The 23,152-nt window shown below is 43.7% G+C and carries 20 protein-coding genes; 10 read left to right on the top strand and 10 right to left on the bottom strand.

What is annotated here, in order from left to right; genetic code table 11:
• Positions 1-99 precede the first annotated feature (99 nt).
• Complete coding sequence (locus tag K9M52_RS13230) at positions 100-867, bottom strand: SDR family NAD(P)-dependent oxidoreductase (RefSeq protein WP_224068905.1); 768 nt, start codon at positions 865-867, stop codon at positions 100-102.
• Positions 868-1,746: 879 nt separating this feature from the next.
• On the opposite strand from K9M52_RS13230, the gene K9M52_RS13225 reads away from it, so the two are divergent.
• Both K9M52_RS13225 and K9M52_RS13220 read left to right on the top strand, forming a co-directional pair.
• Positions 1,747-3,501: an ABC transporter ATP-binding protein gene (locus K9M52_RS13225; RefSeq protein WP_224068904.1), complete on the top strand. Its 1,755-nt coding sequence runs from the start codon at positions 1,747-1,749 to the stop codon at positions 3,499-3,501.
• 65 nt (positions 3,502-3,566) lie between these two features.
• Entirely contained in the window at positions 3,567-4,073 is a 507-nt protein-coding gene (locus tag K9M52_RS13220; protein WP_224068903.1) for a TlpA family protein disulfide reductase, read from the top strand.
• A gap of 76 nt (positions 4,074-4,149) precedes the next feature.
• Here K9M52_RS13220 and K9M52_RS13215 read toward each other — a convergent pair whose 3' ends face one another.
• Both K9M52_RS13215 and ubiE read right to left on the bottom strand, forming a co-directional pair.
• The gene (locus K9M52_RS13215; RefSeq protein ID WP_224068902.1) at positions 4,150-4,494 is read right to left on the bottom strand and encodes a DMT family protein; all 345 of its coding nucleotides are present in this window, start codon (positions 4,492-4,494) and stop codon (positions 4,150-4,152) included.
• 69 nt (positions 4,495-4,563) lie between these two features.
• Positions 4,564-5,307, bottom strand: coding sequence for a bifunctional demethylmenaquinone methyltransferase/2-methoxy-6-polyprenyl-1,4-benzoquinol methylase UbiE (ubiE, locus tag K9M52_RS13210; protein WP_224068901.1), 744 nt, complete (start codon positions 5,305-5,307; stop codon positions 4,564-4,566).
• A 187-nt stretch (positions 5,308-5,494) separates the two neighbouring features.
• On the opposite strand from ubiE, the gene K9M52_RS13205 reads away from it, so the two are divergent.
• The 4 genes from K9M52_RS13205 (at position 5,495) to K9M52_RS13190 (ending at position 9,509) form a co-directional block, all read left to right on the top strand.
• On the top strand, positions 5,495-6,496 hold the full coding sequence (locus K9M52_RS13205; RefSeq protein WP_224068900.1) for an AAA family ATPase: 1,002 nt from the start codon (positions 5,495-5,497) through the stop codon (positions 6,494-6,496).
• A gap of 70 nt (positions 6,497-6,566) precedes the next feature.
• The gene (locus K9M52_RS13200; RefSeq protein WP_224068899.1) at positions 6,567-7,508 is read left to right on the top strand and encodes a DUF58 domain-containing protein; all 942 of its coding nucleotides are present in this window, start codon (positions 6,567-6,569) and stop codon (positions 7,506-7,508) included.
• A 14-nt stretch (positions 7,509-7,522) separates the two neighbouring features.
• Complete coding sequence (locus K9M52_RS13195; protein WP_224068898.1) at positions 7,523-8,521, top strand: hypothetical protein; 999 nt, start codon at positions 7,523-7,525, stop codon at positions 8,519-8,521.
• A complete protein-coding gene (locus tag K9M52_RS13190; RefSeq protein ID WP_224068897.1) occupies positions 8,511-9,509 on the top strand; it encodes a vWA domain-containing protein in 999 nt (332 codons plus the stop codon). Before K9M52_RS13195 ends, K9M52_RS13190 begins: the two co-directional genes overlap by 11 nt.
• A 15-nt stretch (positions 9,510-9,524) precedes the next feature.
• Here K9M52_RS13190 and nhaA read toward each other — a convergent pair whose 3' ends face one another.
• The 4 genes from nhaA to K9M52_RS13170 all read right to left on the bottom strand — a co-directional run bounded on the left by nhaA (position 9,525) and on the right by K9M52_RS13170 (position 15,171).
• Positions 9,525-10,700: a Na+/H+ antiporter NhaA gene (nhaA, locus tag K9M52_RS13185; RefSeq protein WP_224068896.1), complete on the bottom strand. Its 1,176-nt coding sequence runs from the start codon at positions 10,698-10,700 to the stop codon at positions 9,525-9,527.
• A gap of 94 nt (positions 10,701-10,794) precedes the next feature.
• The gene (locus K9M52_RS13180) at positions 10,795-13,002 is read right to left on the bottom strand and encodes an OstA-like protein (RefSeq protein ID WP_224068895.1); all 2,208 of its coding nucleotides are present in this window, start codon (positions 13,000-13,002) and stop codon (positions 10,795-10,797) included.
• Positions 13,003-13,004: 2 nt separating this feature from the next.
• The gene (locus tag K9M52_RS13175; RefSeq protein WP_224068894.1) at positions 13,005-14,018 is read right to left on the bottom strand and encodes an MlaD family protein; all 1,014 of its coding nucleotides are present in this window, start codon (positions 14,016-14,018) and stop codon (positions 13,005-13,007) included.
• 226 nt (positions 14,019-14,244) lie between these two features.
• A complete protein-coding gene (locus K9M52_RS13170; RefSeq protein WP_224068893.1) occupies positions 14,245-15,171 on the bottom strand; it encodes an N-acetylmuramoyl-L-alanine amidase family protein in 927 nt (308 codons plus the stop codon).
• A 290-nt stretch (positions 15,172-15,461) separates the two neighbouring features.
• On the opposite strand from K9M52_RS13170, the gene K9M52_RS13165 reads away from it, so the two are divergent.
• Entirely contained in the window at positions 15,462-18,236 is a 2,775-nt protein-coding gene (locus tag K9M52_RS13165; protein WP_224068892.1) for a putative LPS assembly protein LptD, read from the top strand.
• Between the two features lie 140 nt (positions 18,237-18,376).
• The gene (locus K9M52_RS13160) at positions 18,377-18,781 is read left to right on the top strand and encodes an RrF2 family transcriptional regulator (RefSeq protein ID WP_224068891.1); all 405 of its coding nucleotides are present in this window, start codon (positions 18,377-18,379) and stop codon (positions 18,779-18,781) included.
• A 143-nt stretch (positions 18,782-18,924) separates the two neighbouring features.
• On the opposite strand, the gene infC is transcribed toward K9M52_RS13160, so the two are convergent.
• The 3 genes from infC to K9M52_RS13145 all read right to left on the bottom strand — a co-directional run bounded on the left by infC (position 18,925) and on the right by K9M52_RS13145 (position 21,817).
• Positions 18,925-19,611, bottom strand: a complete 687-nt coding sequence (infC, locus tag K9M52_RS13155; RefSeq protein WP_224068890.1) for a translation initiation factor IF-3 — start codon at positions 19,609-19,611, stop codon at positions 18,925-18,927.
• 170 nt (positions 19,612-19,781) lie between these two features.
• Entirely contained in the window at positions 19,782-21,188 is a 1,407-nt protein-coding gene (gene dacB / locus K9M52_RS13150; RefSeq protein WP_224068889.1) for a D-alanyl-D-alanine carboxypeptidase/D-alanyl-D-alanine endopeptidase, read from the bottom strand.
• Between the two features lie 185 nt (positions 21,189-21,373).
• Entirely contained in the window at positions 21,374-21,817 is a 444-nt protein-coding gene (locus K9M52_RS13145) for a DoxX family protein (RefSeq protein WP_224068888.1), read from the bottom strand.
• A 147-nt stretch (positions 21,818-21,964) separates the two neighbouring features.
• On the opposite strand from K9M52_RS13145, the gene K9M52_RS13140 reads away from it, so the two are divergent.
• Complete coding sequence (locus K9M52_RS13140) at positions 21,965-22,336, top strand: hypothetical protein (RefSeq protein ID WP_224068887.1); 372 nt, start codon at positions 21,965-21,967, stop codon at positions 22,334-22,336.
• Positions 22,337-22,353: 17 nt separating this feature from the next.
• A complete protein-coding gene (locus K9M52_RS13135; protein WP_224068886.1) occupies positions 22,354-23,148 on the top strand; it encodes an MBL fold metallo-hydrolase in 795 nt (264 codons plus the stop codon).
• Positions 23,149-23,152 lie beyond the last annotated feature (4 nt).

Raw genomic sequence — 23,152 nt, 5'->3', positions numbered from 1 at the left:
CAGATTTCTAAAGGCAGTGATAATAAATAAAAGCCGGCAAACCTATTCGTAGGCTTGTCGGCTTTTATTTATATTATTTTGTTCCCCGCAAAACTCCTTCTACCCTTCTTTATAGGTGAATAAACCATTGGCTTGGGCCGTACAAGTAACAACAAGGTCATTAATACAAACATGCGCTGGCTGATTGGCGACGTAATAAGTAATATCTGCAATATCTCTGGCTTCTAAGGCATGGTAACCTGCATATACTTTGTCACTTTCTGCCTGGTTACCTTTAAGACGTACCAAAGAAAATTCTGTTTCCGCAGCACCTGGATGAATTGCCGTTACCTTTATTTTTTTAGAAAGCAGGTCTATTCGCTGAGCCTTGGAAATTGCCTCCACCGCGCTTTTGGTAGCACAATACACATTGCCCATCGGGTATACATCTTTAGCGGCTGTAGAGCCAATATTGACGATGTGTCCTTTCCCCTTTTTCTCAAAATAGGGCAAAACGCCCCTTGAAACATAAAGCAGCCCCTTAATATTGGTATCGATCATGGTTTCCCAATCATCTATATCGGCCTCATCGAAGTTAGCTCTGCCAAGTGCAAGACCAGCATTATTTACCAAAACATCAATCTCCTGCCATTCGGCAGGTAGATTGGCTAACTGTTCATTAACCGCTTTCCTGTCTTGAACATCAAAACACAGGGGCAGTACGTCTACTCCATAATCAGCCTCAATTTGCCCCTTGAGCTCCGACAGCCTTTCCGCTCTTCTTCCTGTAATAATGATATCCCACCCTCCTGCCGCAAACCGCAAGGCAATTGCTCTACCAAAACCGGAGCTGGCCCCCGTTACAAGAATTATTCTTTTATTTGCCATTTTATTTAGTTTAAACAGATATTTATAATTGAAATGGAAAGGTAAAACAAATCTCTAAATAGGACCGGAACTTCAGTGTTCATTAGGCTTATTTTCTAAGATGGATGGTCAACAATCTATTTTCTATTCATTTGCACTCAAACTTGCTGATACCAATCCTACCGCACAACGCGCAGAAAAATTTATTAGGTAAATACGTTATTCATATAGTTGTGTGAGTAGTAAATTAGAAGCAATATACATCACCGTCGGCAGACTATTCGTTATGTATGGCTGGTCTCGTTATTCCATTTTCAATAGAACCGGTTTTCCATCTGGGTTTAAAAACTGGTGTTTTCTTGGATCCCATAAAGGACAATGGACGAAATACCGGTTGTATTTAAATAGGAAAGATCTAAGTCACTATTTGATAGAATGGGCATGGCTAATCTTAATAAAAAGAAATGGAAAATGACATGAAAACAAAAATGGCAAAAGTACGAAATCAGCGTATATTCTTGGGACCAGAATGCAAAGTGAATCGAAAATGTATAATTATTTATTCAATATATAATGAAATATACTATTCCCTGCATAGCAACTTCTTTATTATAAGCGCGCTTCTATAGGAGACGAAAAAATGAACGGCATATAGGATAAATACAGCTGATATGACGCTCCTCTTCTTACGGGAATCGCACATTTGATTGTGCCCTCTATTCTGCCACCTCATATCTAAACAAAACGCGAAATATACAGCCAATTACATATACTGCCTTCATGATCTGCCTATAGGCACTCTCGCCAAAGCCTCAGATATTTCCCCCATCTCATTTGACGGCCGGTCTGAAAAAAAAGCCACAAATGTCTGTCCAATAAAAAGATTCCTTACATTAGGTGATGGAAACGCTCTGGAAGTACCTCAAACCTCATAAGAAACTGATCATACTGGCCCTACTGCTAGCCACTGCGGCGCAGCTGCTCAGTCTGATCGACCCGGTAATCTTCGGAAAAATCATTGACGATTATGCGACGCATCCGGTCGTCAGCACAGAAAAAGAATTGATAAGCGGAGTCCTCTTCTGGCTGGCCGTTGCCATCGCTGTCGCCTTGTTATCGCGGCTGGCCAAGGCTTTTCAGGATTATGTCATTCGCCTGGCGACCGCCAGATTCGGAGAGAAGATATTCAACGATGGACTTAAACAGACACTGAGGTTAAACTTTCAAGAATTTGAGGAAAACCGAAGCGGAGAAACACTGTCCATTTTACAAAAGGTTAAAACCGACACAGAACGCTTTGTTACGTCCTTTATCAATATCCTTTTTTCTTCTGTTGTCGGGATCGGCTTCCTGATCTGGTATTCTATTACAAAAAACTGGATGCTCATACCTGTGTTTTTAATTGGTATTGTTTTATTAGGGTCATTGACCGGACTGCTTTCTAAGAAAATTAAAACCATTCAGCGTTCTATCAATAAAGAGACCTATGCCATGTCTGGCATTATTACAGAGAGCCTGAGGAATATAGAACTGGTACGCTCCCTTGGGCTCACCTTTCCGGAAATCCGACGCCTGCGTGGATTAACCTCTTCCATTTTTGACCTCGAAATGGAAAAGGTTAAAAAAGTACGCACTTTATCTTTTCTGCAGGGGACTACACTAAATGTATTGAAGCAATCCATTTTATTTATTCTGCTGTGGCTCATCTTCAGAAAAGTATTGACCACCGGTGAATTAATTGCCATGCAGTTTATCTCCACCACGATCTTCGGCCCTTTACAGGATCTGGGAAATATCATCTTACAATACAGGGAAGTAGATGCTTCTATCCGCAGTTTTGACCGGCTGATGATAAAGCCTGTTGAAACACGTCCCCCTACACCAGAAGACCTTGGCAGGCTGGACAGCCTGCGGTTCGACGATGTCGTATTCCGGCATAAAACAGCCGATTATAACAGTATCGATCACCTTTCATTTGAAGTCCAAATCGGGCAAACCATTGCGTTTGTCGGTCCTTCAGGATCGGGCAAATCGACTTTGGTCAAACTATTAGTGGGACTCTACAGACCTTTATCGGGTTCCATTTTGTTTAATGAAATTGATTCCCAAAAGATCCGCTACAACCAATTGCGACGGCAGATTGGCTTTGTCACGCAGGATACCCAGCTATTTGCCGGCAGCATTCAGGCAAACCTACAGTTTGTGCAATCCGATGCCACCGAATCAGAAATGCTGGACGCGATGCACAAGGCGTCCGCCACGCATCTGCTGCAAAAATCTCCGCAGGGACTGCAGTCCATTCTCGGAGAAAACGGCATGAAACTCTCTGGAGGAGAAAAACAGAGACTCTCAATCGCAAGGGCACTTTTAAGAAAGCCACGACTGCTTATATTTGACGAAGCAACTTCTGCACTGGATTCCATAACCGAGCAAAGCATTACGGAAACGATCCGGTCGATCTCTGCCGACAAGCAGCAAATTACAATACTGATCGCACATAGACTCTCTACGATTATGCATGCAGATGTCATATATGTACTGGAAAAAGGTAAGTTCGCCGAAATAGGCAATCACGACACACTTCTGGAACAAAAAGGCCTGTATTATGCCATGTGGCGTCAGCAAGTAGGCGAAAGAAATACAGCATTTTTCTAACAGTCATCCAATAATTAAACCTTAATTTTACTGTAGAATCTATATTTTCTTAAAATTAAGATCACATGAACTACAAAGGTATATTATCCGCCTTACTGGCTATATTTTTAGTAACTACTCTGAAAGCACAGGACAGCTACGACAGCCTTCCTCCCTATAGGAAAGACTCTACCCTCCCCAACTTTCTATTACTCAGACAGGATAGCAGCTGGCTGAGCCTGGCTCAGATACCCAAGAAAACAGCTATAGTGATCACTTTTTTTAATCCCGATTGTGAACATTGTCAGCATGAAGCAACTCAACTGGCAAATTCCATGAATAAATTAAAAAAGATCGAATTTATCTGGGCCACCTATGCGGCCTCCTTTGAAGAAATCAATGAATTTGCAGAAAAATATCATCTCAACGATTTGCCCAATGTGCATTTTGTGAAAGATGTCAATTATTCCATCCCCAGTTTCTACCACCTGGAAATGACCCCGTATATGGCCGCTTATAATAAGAAAAGGCAGTTGGTCAAGACCTTCCCTGCAGGTGTCAGTCCAAGGGAATTAATTCAGTTGCTGGAGTAAAAGTATCAACGAATAGGAGATACAGGTATGCCCTTGCAATATTGCACGGGCATACTTGTATAACAGAGATTAAGATTCATTTTTTAAAGGCAAAATAAACGGCAGCCAGTATACACAAAAAACTAACCAGGTATTTCCAGTGAAAAGGCTCTTTCAGGTAAAAGATAGCAAAGAAAGTAAAGACGACAAGCGTTACAACTTCCTGAATAATTTTCAGCTGAAAAGCCCCGATTCCCCACGCTCTTCCAAAATGGTTAGCCGGCACCGTCAGACAATATTCAAAAAAAGCGATTCCCCAACTTATCAGCACAATTTTCCAGACCGGTAAATTGCCAACACCGGGTTTCAGGTGCCAGTACCAGGCTGTCGTCATAAAAATATTGGAACAAACCAGTAGTAAGATGATCCAAGTCGTTTTCATGGATTAAAATTGAAAAGTTGAATTCCTGCTTTTGATGCAAAAACATTTCCAACCATGCATTGCCTGCCGCTATTTTACGCCTTCATATATACAGCAGATTCCCATAGTAAGTGCCTTAAATAGGGTATTTTTAAAATGCACCCCATTGAGGATCTTCACAAAATCATTCCTTTCAGGAAAGGCTTTAGCTGATTTATTCAGATAACTGTAGGCTTCTTTATTTTTGGAAAACAGGTTTCCCATAGCAGGTGTTATTACATTCATATAAAAACTATACAATCCCTTAAATACCGGATTATGCGGACGGGAGAATTCCAGTACGATGAGCTTACCACCTGGTTTTAATACCCGATGCATTTCCGAGAGTCCTTTTTCCAGATCCTGAAAATTACGCACCCCGAAAGCCACTGTAATGGCATCAAAACTATTATCCGCAAAAGGAAGAGCGGCGCTATCTGCCTGCTTTAGTTCGATTTTGTCTGACAGACCGGCTTTTATTATCTTTTCAAGACCTACCTGCAACATGCCCTGAGATATATCCACCCCAATGATTTTTTCTGGCTGCAACATATCATAAGTCATAAGCGCTACGTCACCGGTACCAGTTGCCACATCCAGGATTTGTCTGGGCTTAAGCTTCGATAAACGCCTGATGGCCTTCTTTCGCCACTGAACATCAATTCCCAGACTTAAAAAGCGGTTTAGAAAATCATATTTTGGTGCGATGTCGTCAAACATATGCTCTACCTGCTGTTTTTTTTCCTTCCCGCTACTGCCGAAAGGCAGAATCTCGTCATGTGCGTACTTTGTCATAGCTGCAAAGATAATGGCTTTTAGGAAGTTTCGTCAGCCTTAAAATCTCATTTTCGCCCATTCAGTCTCCTGTTTTTCACTGTCAGCTCACAAGGTGAAACCTGAAATAAATAATAGCTTTTTTTAGAATATAATTAACCAATCAAAGCGTTATACTTCGTACATTCACGCTCTAATTTTCTCCAAAATGAGTTTAGAAGAAGAAATCTTACAGGTTAATGAACAAGTAGAGCAGAAATCCTCTTTTATAGAAAGAATCAAAAAAGAACTATCTGAAAAGATCGTTGGACAGACCTATATGATCGATCGGTTACTCATAGGCCTTCTGTCTAACGGACATGTGCTTTTGGAAGGTGTTCCCGGTCTGGCCAAGACCTTGACTATTAAATCATTGGCCGCAGCTGTTCAGGGACAATTCAGCCGCATCCAGTTTACACCCGATTTATTGCCGGCAGACGTGATCGGCACAATGATCTATCATCAGCAAAAAGCTGAATTTGTCGTGCGCAAGGGACCGGTATTCGCTAATTTCATTCTGGCAGACGAAATTAACCGGGCCCCTGCTAAAGTCCAGAGTGCACTGCTGGAAGCCATGCAGGAAAAACAGGTGACCATCAGTGACGGCTCTTACCCGCTTCCTGAGCCATTTTTAGTGCTGGCTACTCAAAATCCACTGGAACAGGAGGGCACTTATATGTTGCCTGAGGCACAGGTAGACCGTTTTATGCTAAAAGTGGTCGTGGGTTACCCGACCAAACAGGAAGAATTGCAGATCATTCGTCAGGAAGCATCCAGACAGTCTGCCAATGCCCGCATTCATCCCATTATTACCTTAGAAGAAATCAAGGAAGCAAGGGACCTGGTAAGCAAGATCTATATGGACGAAAAGATCGAAAAATATATTCTGGACATTGTTTTCGCGACCCGTTATCCTGAGCAATATGGCCTGGATAGACTCAAACCTTTTATCAGTTATGGCGGATCGCCCAGAGCCAGTATTAATCTGGCGCTCGCCGGTAAAGCACATGCTTTTATGCAAGGCCGCGGCTATGTGATCCCTGAAGATATAAAAGCCATATGCAAGGATGTTATGCGACACAGAATCGGAATCACCTATGAGGCCGAAGCGGAAAATACCAGCTCTGAAAACATTATTGAAGATATTCTGAAAACTGTTCAGGTTCCATAGTCTTTCTCTCTGAGCGGATCGAGAACCCTACCTTCGTATTTTTGGTCTTCACCGATTAATTATAATTGTCGTGTTTTCACTTAGGAAAAATAAATATAAGTCATCGCAGCATAACAACATTAATACACCGCTGTTGACAGAGGATGATAATGACGCCTCCGTCTCCAGTCGTGTGCGCGAGCTGGAGATCAAAAGCAAAAGGCTGACAAATCATTTATTTTCCGGAGAATACCACTCTGCCTTTAAAGGCCGGGGGATGGCCTTTAAAGAAGTCCGGGAATACCAACCGGGGGATGACGTGCGTTTTATCGAATGGAATGTCTCGGCCAGAATGGGGCATGCCTATAGCAAGTTATTTGAGGAAGAACGCGAACTGAGTGTATATCTGCTGATCGACACCAGTGCCAGTAATCTGTTTGGAACCAATAAGCAATCCAAAAAAGACCTGATCACAGAAATCTCGGCGGCTATTGCCTTCTCTGCTGTCAGCAATAATGACAAAATAAGTACTATTCTATTCAGTGACCGGATAGAAAAATATGTTCCGGCCAGAAAGGGCAGGCAACATGTACTTAGAATCGTACGGGAATTATTGAGTTTCACTCCTGAATCTGGCAAGACTGACCTGGAAAGAGCCCTTAAGTTTCTGACCAGTACTGCGAAACATAAATCCATTGTCTTTATTCTGAGCGATTTTGTGGCCGATCATTACGAGCAGGCTTTAGGTGTCGCTGCCAAAAAGCATGATGTTATAGGCATTCAGGTCTATGATCGTATGGATATGCAACTGCCCAGGATCGGGCTGGTCGAGCTCAGTGACCCTGAAACCGGCGAGAATATTTTATTTGACAGCAATGATAAATACGCAAGGCTGCGATATACTAAACAGTTTGATGAGATCACCTCTCAGGCCCAGAGACAGTTTAAAAAAGTGGGCGCAGATCTGTTACAAATAGAAACCGGACAGGATTTTGTCGGTATTCTCCAACAGTTTTTCATCAAAAGAAAATAATCAACGGCAACGCGATGCACCTGAATAAAATAATAAATAAAGCAGATCGTACAGGCATTATTTTAACCAGAATGCTCTCTACCCTGTTATTTATTATTTTCTGTTTTTGTATGGGTCAGCGGGTAACCGCTCAACAGGCAGTGGTCACACTGGACCGGGAGCAAATTTTAATAGGCGAACAAGTCACGCTGCAACTTAAAGTAGAGAACCTCACCGACCAGGCGCAGAGCGTGCAAAACTGGTTTAAGGTAAAGGATACTGCAAACCATATAGAGGTGGTTCGCAGTGGAAAGATAGATACGATATCTGTAGACGGGCAGACGACGCTCATGCAAAAGCTGACCATCACCTCTTTCGATTCCGGTTCCTGGCAAATTCCCGTGATTGAACCGGTGGTTAAGGATATCAACAATCAGGAATATACACTCTCTACAACACCTGTCACTTTGCGGGTAATGCCAGTGGATGTCAGCAATTTAAAAGATTTTCACCCCGTTAAAGATATCCTGAATGTAGATTATAGAGATTACACCTGGTTATACATAACCGGAGCAGTAATTTTACTCGGGCTTTTGACCTTTCTGATTATCCGCTGGATTAAAAGGACGAAGGATCGGCCTAAGACCGGTAAGCCGGTCGTTAAGGGGCCTCCATTGGCCTGGGCAATGGGCCAGATCGACGCCCTTGAAAAGGAAAAGCTGGTGGAAGCCGGTAAGGTCAAAGAATTCTATACAAGGCTTTTGGATATTTGCCGCGCCTATTTTGATGAACGCTTATCCAGCCATGCTTTCCAGGCAACCTCCAAAGAACTCGTAGCCAGCCTCCAGGCTTATCTGGTACGCCATAAAGAACGCGCCGATATGGAATCATTTGCTTCCTTAAGCGATTATGTGAAATTTGCTGAGCATAGTCCTGAAGTGGAAAAGACAAAGGAAGCGGTGACGATTGCCCGGCAAACGCTTACGAGCGTAGAAAAACAAATAATGGAAACACAAAAGAAAAATGATCGTTAACTGGTTGCAATATACGGATTTTGCCTACCCCTGGTTCCTGCTGTTATTAGTATTGTTACCGGTATTGGTCATATGGCACTATAGACGCCAGGCCAAAAAATCGGCAACTTTAGCATTGTCCACGACCCGGGAGATCAAAAAAACCAAAACATGGAAAACCAGGCTGGTCCCTATTCCTTTCTGGCTGCGGATATTAGCACTTGGCGTTTTGATCATTGCCATGGCCAGACCCAGGGATAGCTTTACTGAAACCACGACAACCGGCCAGGGCATCGATATTGTACTTTGTTTTGATATCAGTGGCTCCATGACAGAAAGGGACTTTGTTCCTAACCGGCTGGAAGCGGCCAAAAAAGTTGCGGAAAACTTTGTCAGAACCAGAGAAGGAGACCGCATCGGCGTAACAATCTTCAGTAATATCAGTTTCACGCTAACGCCTGTGACCACAGATTATAATATGGTGCTCCAACAGATCAGTCAGATCAACAGTGGTTATCTGGAAGAGGAAGGCACAGCCATCGGTTCCGGCCTTGCCACTAGCATCGACCGCCTCAGGTATAGCAAAGCTAAAAGCAAAATCATCATTTTACTAACGGATGGAATGGATTTTGGCGGGAAAATATCTCCGGATATTGCCACTTCCATGGCCAAGACGTTCGGCATTAAGGTCTATACCGTCGGTATCGGCAGTAATAAAGTCGTCAATGACAACGACCCTTTTGGCGACCCGGGTGGCAGAAAGCTGGAGTTTAACCCGGAACTGCTGAAAAATATTGCCCGTCAGACCGGTGGTCAGTATTTTCAGGCAGGCGATAATAAAACCCTGCAAAAAGTTTATGAAAGTATCGGCAAACTGGAAAAATCTGACATTAAGGTAACCAGTTATAACCGTTATGAAGAAAAGTATATTCCATTTGTGTTGACAGGACTTTTCCTGCTTGCATTGGAGCTCTTCCTGCGACTGCGCGTGTTGCGAAAATTCCCGTAAGATAAATCTTCTTATTTAGTCTGACAGCGAACTTGTTTTTTTGGCAGACGCGGCATATAACCAGCCATAACCCGTCACCATAGCCAGTACCGAAGCCAGAAGAATAGCCAGTTTAGCATCAGTCTGTAACCCGAGCTCAGAATAGGCAAGGGAGGTCACAAATATGGACATCGTAAAGCCAATGCCTGCCAGTACCGTAATACCAATAAACTGGTTCCAGTTGGCGCCAGCCGGAAGTCTGAACCAGCCAGCTCGGATGCCCATGTATGCTACCAGACTAATGCCCAGTGGCTTTCCAATAAAGAGACCTAATAAAATGCCCCAGGAAACCGTGGACTGAAATACAGCAGTCAGGTTGTCCGGTAACAAAATACAAGTATTGGCCAGCGCGAAAACCGGTACAATGATAAAGTTCACAGGAATATGCACTTTCTTTTCATACAGTGGCAATAATTCCACCGGAATCATAAAGGCAAACAGTATACCTGCGATCGTTGGATGTATACCGCTCTGCAAAATGGCATACCAAAGGAGCAGCGCTACTGCGATCCGCAATAGATGCTTGACGGTTGTCGTAACAGAGCGGACCTTGTTTATGGCCCAAAGCAACAACAAGCAGCCCGTAGCGACTAGTAGCCATATGCCCGCTATCTGTCCCCCATAGAATAAGGCAATAATTAAAATAGCGCATAGATCATCTATAATGGCCAGTGCGGTTAAAAATATTTTTAAAGAATACGGCACCTTGCTGCCCAGAAGTGCAGCTACACCTAATGAAAAAGCAATATCTGTCGCCGTAGGGATACCCCAACCATGTTCAAATCCCGTCCCACGGTTAAATAGCAGGAAGATAATGGCAGGAAAAACGACGCCACTGACCGCTCCAACAAAAGGCAAAGCCGCCTTTTTGAGTGAAGATAATTCTCCCTTGACCAGCTCTCTTTTAATCTCCATTCCCGCCAGAAAGAAGAAGACCGACATGAGTAAATCATTGATTAGTTCTACTGGTGTATGAGGTAAATGTAGTGTATGCAAGCCTTTGAATTCCAGGTGCCAGAAATGGCTGTAAGCTGCTCCCATCGGCAAATTACAAAGAAGCAGGGATATAAAGGTACAAAACAGCAGCAGCATCCCTACGCTGCGACTATCATGAATAAATGCTTTTACGGTATACCGTAGTTTCTGATACATATACCACTCATTTAAAGACAGCTACCAGATATAATGGACACGGGAATTTCTCTGTCTACGGGTAAAAATACGTATATGAATAATTCGATAAAAATCAATGCGCCAGTAAATCGTACTTGGATTTAGGCCGTTTGTCTTCCAGCCACTGAAACCCTTTCAGGCGAATCTTTTCGTGATCCACTTCGCCCATCGGGTAAACCCTGCCCACCACATCACTTTTTCCAACAATACGCTGCAGTTCTTTATTGATAAAATAAAAGTTAAGTATCCTGGAATCTTGCTGTGTCACCCCGATATACTTGTTCTCGTCATCCAGGCTATAGAATATTCCGTGCGCATTTCCCTGAGCAGAAAGGCTATCTATTTGACCATCGGTAAACCAGGCTTCCAGCTTTCTCCCAGCCATCTGGTTAAAGAACTTACTGGTCTTTTCCTGGTGCAATGTATCGGCCTGACTAATCATAAGCGCATTTTCCGCTACCCGGATATACTTGGGTTTATTATTGGCAGTCTGGACCAAAATGGTGTCTCCGCTGACTTGCGAGATCTGATGATTAGAGGTCGTCCAGATAGTCGGGTTCTTAAAAAGCTCAATCAGAGAATCTCTGCCCGAATAATACAGACTATCTCCTATCCCTTGCAAAGAATCACTGTAGATCCGCACATTATAGTAAGCTTCCAAAAAGCGGTTTTTCTTATCCTCCGGAGGCAACGAGTCTCTTTTACCGCCAGATTTCCCTACTGAAAAATCTAAGCCGGGTTTTCTGCTACCGCTTGAATCTGCCATAGGTTGAGGTTTGGACGCTTTAATACTGTCAATGATCGCCGGCTGGCGTTTACCCGAATTCACCCCCCGGTCCTTCTTCTTGAAGATATTAAAGATGGATTTCTTCTCCTCTTTCTTTTTGGGCGCCTCTCTGCCAGGCTTTGTACTGTCAGCGGACACCGCAGGCAAAACGGGCTGTTTAACCTGTTCATCTTTTTTCTTCCGCTTAAAGAAATCAAACAAACCCTGATGCTCATCTGTCGTACTATCAGTTTCCTGCTTTGGTTGACCCGCAGGCTTTGTACTGTCCGTATCCCAGACGAATACCTTACCCACCTTATGGAACCCCTGGGGGCTGACAGTGTCTTTGGTAGCTGACTCCTTCGCTGAAGATAAACTGGTGCTGTCTGTCCGCAGTGAATCTGAGGCTGCTGACACATGATCCGTTAAAAAGCGTTCATGATCACCGCCTGTGGAATCAAGTGGATGGTGATCTACGACCTTATGCGCACTATCCGTATTTATCTGCAGGGAATCATTGACAAAACGTGCAGAATAAAGCGTGTCTGCGGCGATAAATATTGAATCTGCATCTTGCTTGATGATAGCGATCGGATTTACAGTCGCCAGAAAAGATGCATTCTCACGACTGGATTTCAAGTCATTACAAAGGACAACCATTCCCTGGGCCGTGTCCCTGTATACCACGGTTCCTCTGGCCTCCGCGAAGCCGCTGCTATCATCGGCTGCAATCTCGTCCGCAATCAGGACAGAGCTGCTATCTATGAGTGTAGGGCGCTTCCCCAGATAGGCGGTCTTATGTAAGAGATCATAATACCCGTCCGTCGTCTGAATACTTTTATAAGGCCCCTGTTGGACTAGGGTCGGGACCGTAAAGGTGGCAACTTTTGTGACTGTATTATATAACAGGGTATCAGTGGTCATCGTATAATCCGGATCCACAAGTTTTACATCTTTGGTAAACTGCGCATCCTTGGTATCACCATAATAAGTGCCCGAACGACTGGTCAGCACTGTTTTGCCGTTGACCAGTTTTCCCTGCTGATTGTAAACCGCAATCTTGGTATTCAGGTCATAATCAAGTGTAGAGGTCGTCAGTGTGCCATTTCCGTCTGTCAGTTTTACATTATTTTTCAGAAAGGCTGTCCGCTCTGCACCTTTATAACGCATAAAATCCGAATAGATATGGATAGAGTCGTTGTCATTAACATGCACATGACCAAAAGCTTCGGTAATCTGTGTAGCAGGATTAGCAGCTACGCTGTCACAATAAAACAAAGTATTAGATTGCCTGACCGCGACATTGCCGCTGGCAAAACGGATCATGGTACTATCGTTGAACTTTTTAAACCCGGTGCGGTCAGCATGGATAATCTGAATACGATCCCCGCCGGCAGAATCCGTACCCGCACGCTTTACTTGTGCCCGCAAAGTATTGCCTGTATAGACAGACAGTATAATACAGGCAATAACACTCAGGTAATATTGTATTTTTTTCTTCTTTAAGATCTTCATTATTACTTCCGGAAGTCAGCAGGCAAACTATCCTGCGGTAAAGGTTTTTCTAAATAATTCCCTTTATCCTTTTTGCCAAAAATAGAAATATTTACATACCGCTTAGGATGCACCCGAAGATCGTCCAAAAGTGTCTGTAAACTTTTTGCTGTACGGTTAAAATTATTATATAATTCTCTGTCATTTAGCAGGGCACCCAGAGAGCCGTCCGTTGAATTCGCCTTTTTCATGATACCAGATAGCTGCTCCATGGAACTATTGAGCTTGTCCAAAGTGGTGGCCAGGTCTACCTGTGCCAACTTACCGGTCGCCACGGAAAGATTATTCATTACGGAATCGAGCTTGGCATTATTATCAGCCAGGTTCTGGGTAAAGCTATTAATATTTTTAATAGATCCTGCAAAGGCTCCTGTCTGCAAATCTAATGCCTTATTTAGCAGTGCAGTCGTCTGAGTCAGATTTTTGGTTACCACGCTTAAGTTTGCGACCATCTCCTGCAGATGTTCTTTGGAAGAGGAGTCCATAACCTGATTAATGTTCTGCATGACGGTGTCGATATGCTGCAGGGTATTTTTAGCGGTTTCTGCCAGGGGGCGTATCTGGTTCCCTACCTGTCCCAACAGTCCGGGAGTCATAACGGTCAGTAAAGTATCTTTCGATTTCATCAGGGTCTTAGAGTCTCCCAAGGTGATTTCCAGGCTGGAAGCACCTAATGGATTGCTGGAAATATTGGCCGTAGAATTATCGGGGATCTCATATTCCTGATTAAGTTTCACTTCTACATCAATCTCTTTCAGGTCTTTGCTGGCACTGATCTTAGAGACGGTTCCCGCCTGAAATCCATTAATGGTGACAACGTTGGACGCTACCAGTCCATTGGACTCGGGAAACTTCGCATATAAATAATAGCCGGACTTGAACAGACTCTTACCCTTTAAAAAATTAAATCCCAAAAACAGCAATACAATGGCTATAATGGTTAGTGCGCCTATTTTAGTTTCATTAGATATTTTCATACCCTGGTTTTTATAATTTTTATCCGGTGTGCCCTAGTTTGCTTTCTATCGTTTTAGCCTAATAATCAATTCCGGCACCGGCGTACAAAGATAATTAGATTAGTCTTTGAACCATAAGTTGTTAAGTTTAAAAATAGCCAATTATTCTTATATCCTCCGGGCTCACGCAACATTAAAATCAGCCATTTTAGTGCAAAAAACCAACCAAATTAGCTTCTTGGACACATCAGTGTACATTCCCCGCATCCAGCAACTGCTTGTATTTAATGACCGCCTGCAAAATATTGGAAGCAATCTGTAGTTGTCCCCCCTGGCTGTTCATATAATCCTCTTCACTACGATCGGTCATAAACCCGATCTCCGTCAAAATGCTAGGCATGGCGGTTGCGTGCAGCACCCAGATCCCCACTTCGTTACGCTGTTTGACGCCTCTGCTGAACCTACCCTGTTTGACATATTGTTCTTCGATTAAATTAGCCAGCAATAAACTTCTTGAAAAAAACTTTTTTGTACGGATCGTAGCCAGTATCTTTTCTTCGGTCGAACTGAACATCGGAACAGAGCTGTCTCCTTTTTCTCCATACAGCTCTTCGGGATGACTGTTCTGGACAAAGTCTTGTTTAGAATCATTTTTACGAACCGCCCACACATAGGTTTCTGTACCATGTGCAGTCCCGGCAACCTTATAATAGCTGTAGCGAGGCACCCGGCGGGTATGCCGGCGTCTTTTACTGCCTTTGCCGGTATAATATACTTTGGTTCTATACCCAACGACTTTTCTGTGTGTTGTCGATGGCGCATCATTGACGTGAATGCAAATAAACAGATCCCCATGGTTCTCGTTGGCAAATTTGGCCCGCCAACGATTCGCCTGGGCTGCATTTTCCAATCTGCCCGGTAAATTCCGGTCGGTACGCGTCATCAGCACCTTCACACCCGGAAGAGAATCCCGCAGTTTATCTACCAGTTTCTTGGCGACCGCAAGCGTGATATCCGACTCATTGCTGTATTTCCCTCTGGCACCGGGATCCGGCAGCCCATGTCCCGGGTCCACTATAATAGTCCGAAGTGCTGATTTTTGCGCCTGAACATAACCCAGGCCACAAAACAACAAGAAAAAAACACCTATAATTCTCCGAAAATTCCCTTTCATTTACGTAAATATTTGCGCCTGTAACGTTTTATTTGCAATAATAACAGGATATTTTTTGAATCCCATCTTTTTATAAAATAAAATATGTTATAATTACGACAGGCCAATTTTGCAATTGCCCCATAAGCACTACATTTGTAGCCTTCTTAAACCGATAAAATATTCAGTTTCTCCATGTTTTGTGATCGTGCTACCAACTTTTAAGTTATTATTGCACTGTCATTCAACAGGTGATTTTTGGTATGAACCCTAGTTATCCAGCGAAAAAAAAATACTTAATAAGGGCCACCGTGGCCACGGTATTTTCATTTGCCTGGGTGCTCAATGGCCAGGCCAGAACAAGAAGCCACTCACCGGCATTCAGAAGTGAGAACAACTCAACATATACCTTTCATCTGCTTCTCGGCATGCTCACCGGAAACTGGACCGGCGACTCTGCTGCGGTCCTCAGGACGATAGGTAAATCAGATCATCTGCATCCGGCAAAAATTTTTCATAACTATACATGGTGGCTGAATCCCGCACTCGATTCAATTCCAGCCAGTTTTGCAGACTCCGTCCTGCCACGTACGCCTGCTGATGCATTTACTTTTAGTAAGCGCCCGGCCAGGGATATGTCTTTTTTATCCAAAGACTCCATACCTTCCGTTTTTGACTATAAGGCAACAGATTCTTCTGTGTTTTATGTGCAAAAAAACACCTTTTCCCTGCACAAGGACGCAAATATCAAAAACCCGGAATACGATATTTCAGCCAATGACATTAATTATAATAAATCCACCAATATCATTAATGCCTTCGGCAACAAAGATACATCAGATAATATATACGGCAAACCCACCATTGTGCAACAGGGCAGTAAATCCATTATGGACAGTCTGCGCTTTAATGCCAAATCGAAAAAAGGGATTCTGAAAAATACGTACTACAACGAAGGAGAGATCTTTGTAAAAGCAGATATTGTCAAGAAAATAGACAGTAATGCCCTTTTTGCCAAAGATGCCCGGTTTACCACCTGTAATCTGGATCCACCGCATTTTGATTTTCATGCCTTTAAAATGAAAATGATCACGGGTAAGCTGGCCGTCTCCGGACCGGCCATTCCGGAGTTTGAAGGAGTGCCCATGCCGGTGGTCATCCCCTTTGGTATCTATCCGCTGACCAGAGGGCGTCATTCCGGCTTTTTACCGCCTACCTTCGAACAGAACAGTGGTTATGGGCTCGGGTTTAACGGCCTGGGATACTATAAGGTGATCAATGACTATTGGGATGTGACCACCCGTGCCAATATATACAGTTACGGAGGGTATATGATCAGTGTTAATCCTAACTATTATAAAAGATATAAATACAGAGGGTCGCTAAACCTACAGTACCAGTTTACCAAAATACTCAATACATCGGGCATATCCCGAGATGAATATACCAAGTCAACGACCGTACATGTCGGCTGGAGTCACTCCATGGATAGTAAGGCAAGACCCGGTGTGAGTTTTTCTGCCAATGTCAACGCGGGCAGTACAAAATACAACAGCTACCTGACCAACAACCTGGAAAACATCCAGAACCAGTTAAGCTCTTCTGTTACCTGGAGCAAGACCTGGGATGAAGGGAAGTACAATCTGTCACTGGCGGCGAACCACAATCAGAATAATAACACCCATCTGATCAATGTGCAACTACCGACAGCCAACTTCTCGATGGCCACCATCAACCCGTTCCAGAAAAAAGAGCAGGTCGGCAAACCTAAATGGTATGAGAACCTGGGGATCTCCTATAATGGAACCGTTCTCAACCAGTTCTCATTTTACGACACCGCTTTTTCAACGCAACAGCTAAAAGATACCATGCTCTGGGGCGCGCAGCACCAGATTCCTATTACACTGACTTTACCCGCGGTAGGTCCGCTTTTGTTTACACCATCCGTTTCCTATGCGGAGAACTGGTATAGCCGTAAGATGGACCGACACTGGAATGAGGAAACGCAAACAGTTGACACAACGATCTCCAGAGGGTTCTTTGCCGCCCGTCAGATGTCTTTCGGCATGTCCATGAATACGAGGATCTTCGGAACATTGAATTTTAAGAAAGGGAAAATCAAGGCCATCCGCCACGAGATCCGCCCTACGATCAGCCTGAATTATCAGCCCGATATGAATGCACAGAACTACCAGTCACTGCAGACGGACACTTCTGCCCGCAGGATCCGGGTCTCCAAATTTGACGGCAATATTGTAGGAGCCTTTGGTGAAGGCAGTTTTGGCGGTATCAATTTTGGTCTGGATAATATCCTGCAAATGAAAAAGGTCAACGATAAAGACACGACCGGCGATCCTGAAAATGCCACTAAAAAAGTCAATTTGATCGACGGGCTTAGTATCAATACTGGTTATAATATGATCGCCGATAGCCTGAACTGGTCCCCTATCAATATCTCCCTCAGAACCGCCCTTTTCAATAACAAGATGAATGTCAATGCCAGTATGGTCATTGATCAGTACGACTATGAATTAGGGCAACGGGTCAATAAACTCCTATGGAAAGAAGGTAAGATCGGTAACATTACAAGTGGTAATATTTCTATGTCTACTTCTTTTCAGAGTAAAAAGGCGGATCAGCGGTCTGATCAACAACGTATTGAACCGGATCCCAATATGCCTTATGACCAGCAGCAAAGGCAATTGCAATACGTAAGGGATAATCCGGCGGAGTTTGTAGATTTTAATATCCCCTGGAACCTTCAGGCCTCTTTTGCCCTGGGTTTTTACCGGACGCCGACACCGGATTATAAGGGATTCTTCACCCAGGTTAATTCCAGCCTCAACCTGAATGGCGATTTTAGCCTGACGCCAAAATGGAAGGCCGGCGGAAGCATGTATTTTGATGTCGGATCACAGGAAGTTCGTATGTTAAGCCTCTTCCTGACCCGGGAAATGCACTGTTGGCAGATGTCCATTAACGTCTCACCTATCGGCCGGTTTAAGTCATTCAGCATTATCCTGAACCCAAAATCCGGCATTCTAAGAGATCTTAAAATCAATAGATCCAGATCTTTCTACAACTAAACCAGCTCTCATAGATGCAAAATCACGGATTGAATGAACTAAAACCACTAAAAAATAGGGTTTTTCTATAATTTGATTTATTTTTATGAGGTAACTTTGCCGTTTGCAACAACCAAGGTGATTGGAGGAAAAATAGAATTATGTTATCAAAGAAAACGCAATATGCATTTAAAGCACTGATGTACCTCTCACAACAGGCACAGGATGGGCCGGTATTGATTGCGGAGATTTCCCGCAAAAAGAAAATACCATTAAAATTTCTGGAAAACATCCTCCTGGAAATGAAAAAGGAAGGGATTTTAGATAGTAAAAAAGGCAAGGGGGGCGGCTATTTTCTGGCAAAAAAGCCAGAGGATATTGTGCTGGCCGAGGTAATGCGGCTCATTGAGGGACCAATCTCCTTATTACCCTGCGTGAGTCTGCATTTTTATAAAAAATGTGAGAACTGCAATGAAGACAGCTGTGGGCTACGGGATGTCTTGATTCAGGTCAGGGACGCCAATCTGGCCATCCTGGAACATAGAACCGTCGCGGATCTGACTTAGGATCAGCCAATCCGGCAAGGCTGTTATTTCAATTTTAAATAATAAATGCGTCAAATATCCAGAGATATCGACGCATTTATTATTTTTATATATGTCAGCATGATACATGCTGACTCTTTTCCAATACGCTAAATCAGGTATAATTAAGCTTTATCTCCCGGCTTATCAACAGCTTTGTCTGCTGCCTGTGGCTTTTCAGCCTTTTTCTCTGCTTGAGGCTTGGCGGCCTTCTTTTCCCCCTGAGGCTTTTCCTTGTTACCACCGCCTTCTTTCTTCTTGGTGACTTTCGGAGCAAACATCGCCAGCATCCGACGTCCTTCCATTTTCGGCATACTTTCCAAAGAGCCGACATCTGCCAGCCTTTCCGCAAATTTCAGCAACAAAAGTTCGCCGCGGTCTTTAAACATAATCGCACGGCCTTTGAACTGTACATAGGCCTTTACTTTATTACCCTCTTGCAGGAAGCGTTCAGCATGTTTGGCCTTGAAATCAAAATCGTGGTCATCAGTATTAGCCGTAAAGCGGATTTCTTTCAGCTCACTCTGTTTAGAGTTGGCCTTCATTTCCTTTTCCTTACGTTTTTTCTCATACAGGAACTTCTTATACTCGACCACCCGGCATACCGGCGGATTTGCATTAGGAGATATTTCTACCAGGTCCAATTCCAGATTAGCAGCAATCTTACGGGCTTCTTCAATAGGATAAACGCCTACTTCGACGTTATCTCCTACCAGACGAACTTCCGGAACTCTTATGCGTTCATTGATGCGATGCTCCGGCTCTGTTTGTCTCTGAAAACGCCGATTATTTCTTCTGTGTACTAATGCCATTCACAATTTTTTGGTGAAATTAAGTAAAACTAGTTTTCTTTTTTAGAAACTTTTTGACTTGAAAATTACTGCAAATATTGTACAATAGTTCCAAACCACAAAAAAACACCGCTATCTTCTTAGAAATGCTGGCAGTTTGTCAGTTACCGCTTGTAACGGCAAAGCCCCTGCTACTTCAAAACGTTCAAAATGCGGTACATTTTGGGGAGCAGACTGTACTGACTTCCATAATAATTATTGATGATAATAGAAAATACATAATTCTTTCCGGAAGACGATTTTTGATAACCCGCATAAGCCTTACAGGCGTGAATGGTTCCGCTTTTCATTTTTGTACCGTTATAGGTAGGTAACGCTTCATAAAAGTCAGCAAACCAGTTCCGGCCCCTGGCATAGAGCAGCGCCTTTACCTCTGCATAGGCGGAGACATAATTCTGTGGAGACAACCCGCTGCCATCCATCATTCCCAATTCTCCGGCACTGATCCCGTTACTTTTCCAGAACTTAATAATTTCATCTACTCCTGTTTCCGTACTACCTTCATTTTTCTCCTGATAACCAATAGCCTTGGCAAAGGCCTCGCCATACAGGTTGACGCTTTTCCGCAGGAAATAATGAACAATTTGGGAAAGTTGAGGTGAAGTATAGGTATCAATCACTTTGGCCATTTTCGGGACACTGTTACCTTTTATCACCAGCGCTCCTCCCGTTTTAACGCCTCCGGTAATATAAATCTGCTTTTCTTTCAACCAGCGGACAATGTCTGTTCCCAGCTGCAAAGGCGGGTTGGGCATGGAACCGGTCGCCATCCTTGTCGTTCCAGAAGGCACCCGTCCGTCAATCAAGGCCACCGGGCTATATGGTGCAGTAAATATCCTGCTCTTGTCAGCGGAGCCAGAGGGGCCGGAGACCATCTTATTGATCAGTGCAACACCCGGCATCTCGGGGTCTACTTTCTGGATCTTTACAGCGCCACCCGGGCTACCGCCCCTATAGGTAATGTTCACCTGATTTTCCATCCAATTCACCCCCCAGTCTCCGGCACCATAGTAATTACCCATATCATTCCAGGGCCAGCCACCCGGCACCGGATTAAAGCTAAAACTTGTTTCATCAACAATAACATCCCCGTCAACGGCTCTGATACCGGCAGCTTCCAAACTGCTGATGATCTTATTTTTTACATCCTCCGGTTTATAGCCGGGGTAACGCCAGCTACCCAGTGTAGGGTCTCCGTAGCCTTTTATGATCAGGTCTCCTTTTAATACACCACTTTCTACCTGGCCTTTATATCCAAGCGTCGTTTTAAATCGAAAATCCGTTCCTAATTTTTCGAAGGCTGCAATGGCAGTAAATATCTTTTGACTGCTGGCCGGTGCCAGGCCACGGTGTCCACTGTATTGATAAACCAGTTCACCTGTTGCCGCATCCGCTACATAAAGACTCAGGGAGGCATTTTTCATTTGCACATCTTCTAATAACCGCTGGGTCTGACTCGCAAGCCTGGAATGAATGGACTGAGCAGACAACTGTATGGTGGCCACAAAAAAAAGAAACGTCAAATAAAATAAGCGCATAAATCTATACTTTTCTACATTCGGTTATTGGATCAATATTCATCGGTACCCAGCAAAACGAATACCGAACAGTCCGGTGGCGCAAATATCGGTCAAATTAACCAATTCACTGACCCAGACGGGCAAAACCCGCAAATTCAGTTATAATACGCTTCTCTTTTCATCGACCGGAACACCGCGGTTTGTCAGCGATTTTTTTGCAAAAAACGATCCAGGCTAAAAGCACAGTGGGAACGGGGTATGGATGATAACAGTAAACAGGCACTGGCGCCTGTCCAGACCGAATAATCAAAGGTCGATTTAATACCCAGCGGCAAGGATACTGTCATAGCAATGGCAAAAAGTGCCAATAGGCCACCCGAAAAAAAAGCGGTCGCTTTAATACGGTAACCGATAATCAGCAAGATGCCCAATAGGGTTTCTAATAAGGTAGCGACTATGGCAAGTACATTGCTGATCGCTTCCCCGGCGAAGACAGTCAGCTGATGTGTGTAAGCCACAAAACGTTCCCAGTTGCCCCATGCGACGCCCGGTTGGCCAAAAGGGCCCCAAAGGCCCATTCGGTCTGCGACCGCCGATAAGAAAGCTGTTCCAACAGCCAGACGTACAAAAAGCTGTGCATACTTCATGTTATAAATGTTTAATTTCAAAATTAAAAAGAATCATTCTTGTATTTCTTAAACTGATTGAAGAAATACAAGAAACAGGCAATTTGGCTACAAAATCCATGAATTAGGCGTAAATTGCTGACGAAATCCAGCATATAAAGACGGCACATGAAAAAGATCCTGACCATCGCCTCCATCATATTGATTCTTTTTGTCACAGTTTTCGTTTACGTAAAATATTATTATGTTTTTGCCACCGGTGTCAAATCCGGTGTACTCAATTATGCGGTCTATAAAGGTAATCTTTTTAAGACCTATGAGGGCAAACTGATCCAACAGGGTTTTGGCCGGCAAAACAATGGCTCTTTTCAAAGCTATGAGTTTGCGTTTTCGGTGGATGACAGTGCCATTTTTCATCAGCTGGAAAGAAACAGTGGTAAGGTCTTTGATCTCCATTATAAAGAATATCATGGCAGGCTTCCCTGGCGCGGTCACTCTGTTTATATCGTTGACAGTATACTAGCCATGCGGGACCAATAATTAAATCAGCATATACTTTGGAAGCAATAGCAAAAAAAGATTTATTAGAGATCACTTTTTTAGGAACCGGTACCAGCAGCGGTGTTCCGATGATCGGTTGTCACTGTGAAGTTTGCCGCTCCCCTGACTCCAGAGACAAAAGGCTACGAAGCAGCATCTTGCTTCGATACCGGGATAAGACGATTATAGTTGATACCACTCCTGATTTTCGTTATCAGATGTTGCGTATAGATAACGACCGGCTGGACGCGGTTTTATTCACCCATGCCCACAAAGATCATATTGCCGGTCTGGATGATATCAGGGCCTATAATTTTTTTCAGCAAAAACCAATGCAGGTCTTTGCCACCAAAGCGACCCAAAAAGAGCTGGTCCGGGAATTCTATTATGCCTTTGCTGAAGCCAAATATCCAGGCATCCCGCAAATAGTACTGAATAATATCGAATCAGTCCCCTTTGAGGTAGAGGGCCTTACAGTGACACCTATCAGGGTGTGGCACCATAAATTAGAAGTCGTGGGATTCAGAATCGGAGACTTTACCTACATAACAGATGCCAATAAAATCGACGCCCCGCAACAGGAATTGATTGCAGGAACCAAAGTACTTGTCATCAATGCTCTGAGAAAGGAAAAACATATTTCTCACTTTACACTTAGTGAAGCTTTAGGCGTAATTGATACGCTGCAAATACCAGAAGCCTATCTTACACATGCCAGCCATCAAATGGGGCTACACGAAGAAATATCCAGACAACTGCCTCAGCATGTTCATATGGCTTATGACGGCCTGGTATTGCAAGTTCCGATATAACGCC

The sequence above is a fragment of the Arachidicoccus terrestris genome, from assembly GCF_020042345.1.
GTDB classification, from domain to species: Bacteria; Bacteroidota; Bacteroidia; order Chitinophagales; family Chitinophagaceae; genus Arachidicoccus; species Arachidicoccus terrestris.
This window is presented reverse-complemented; position numbering and strand designations above follow the sequence as displayed.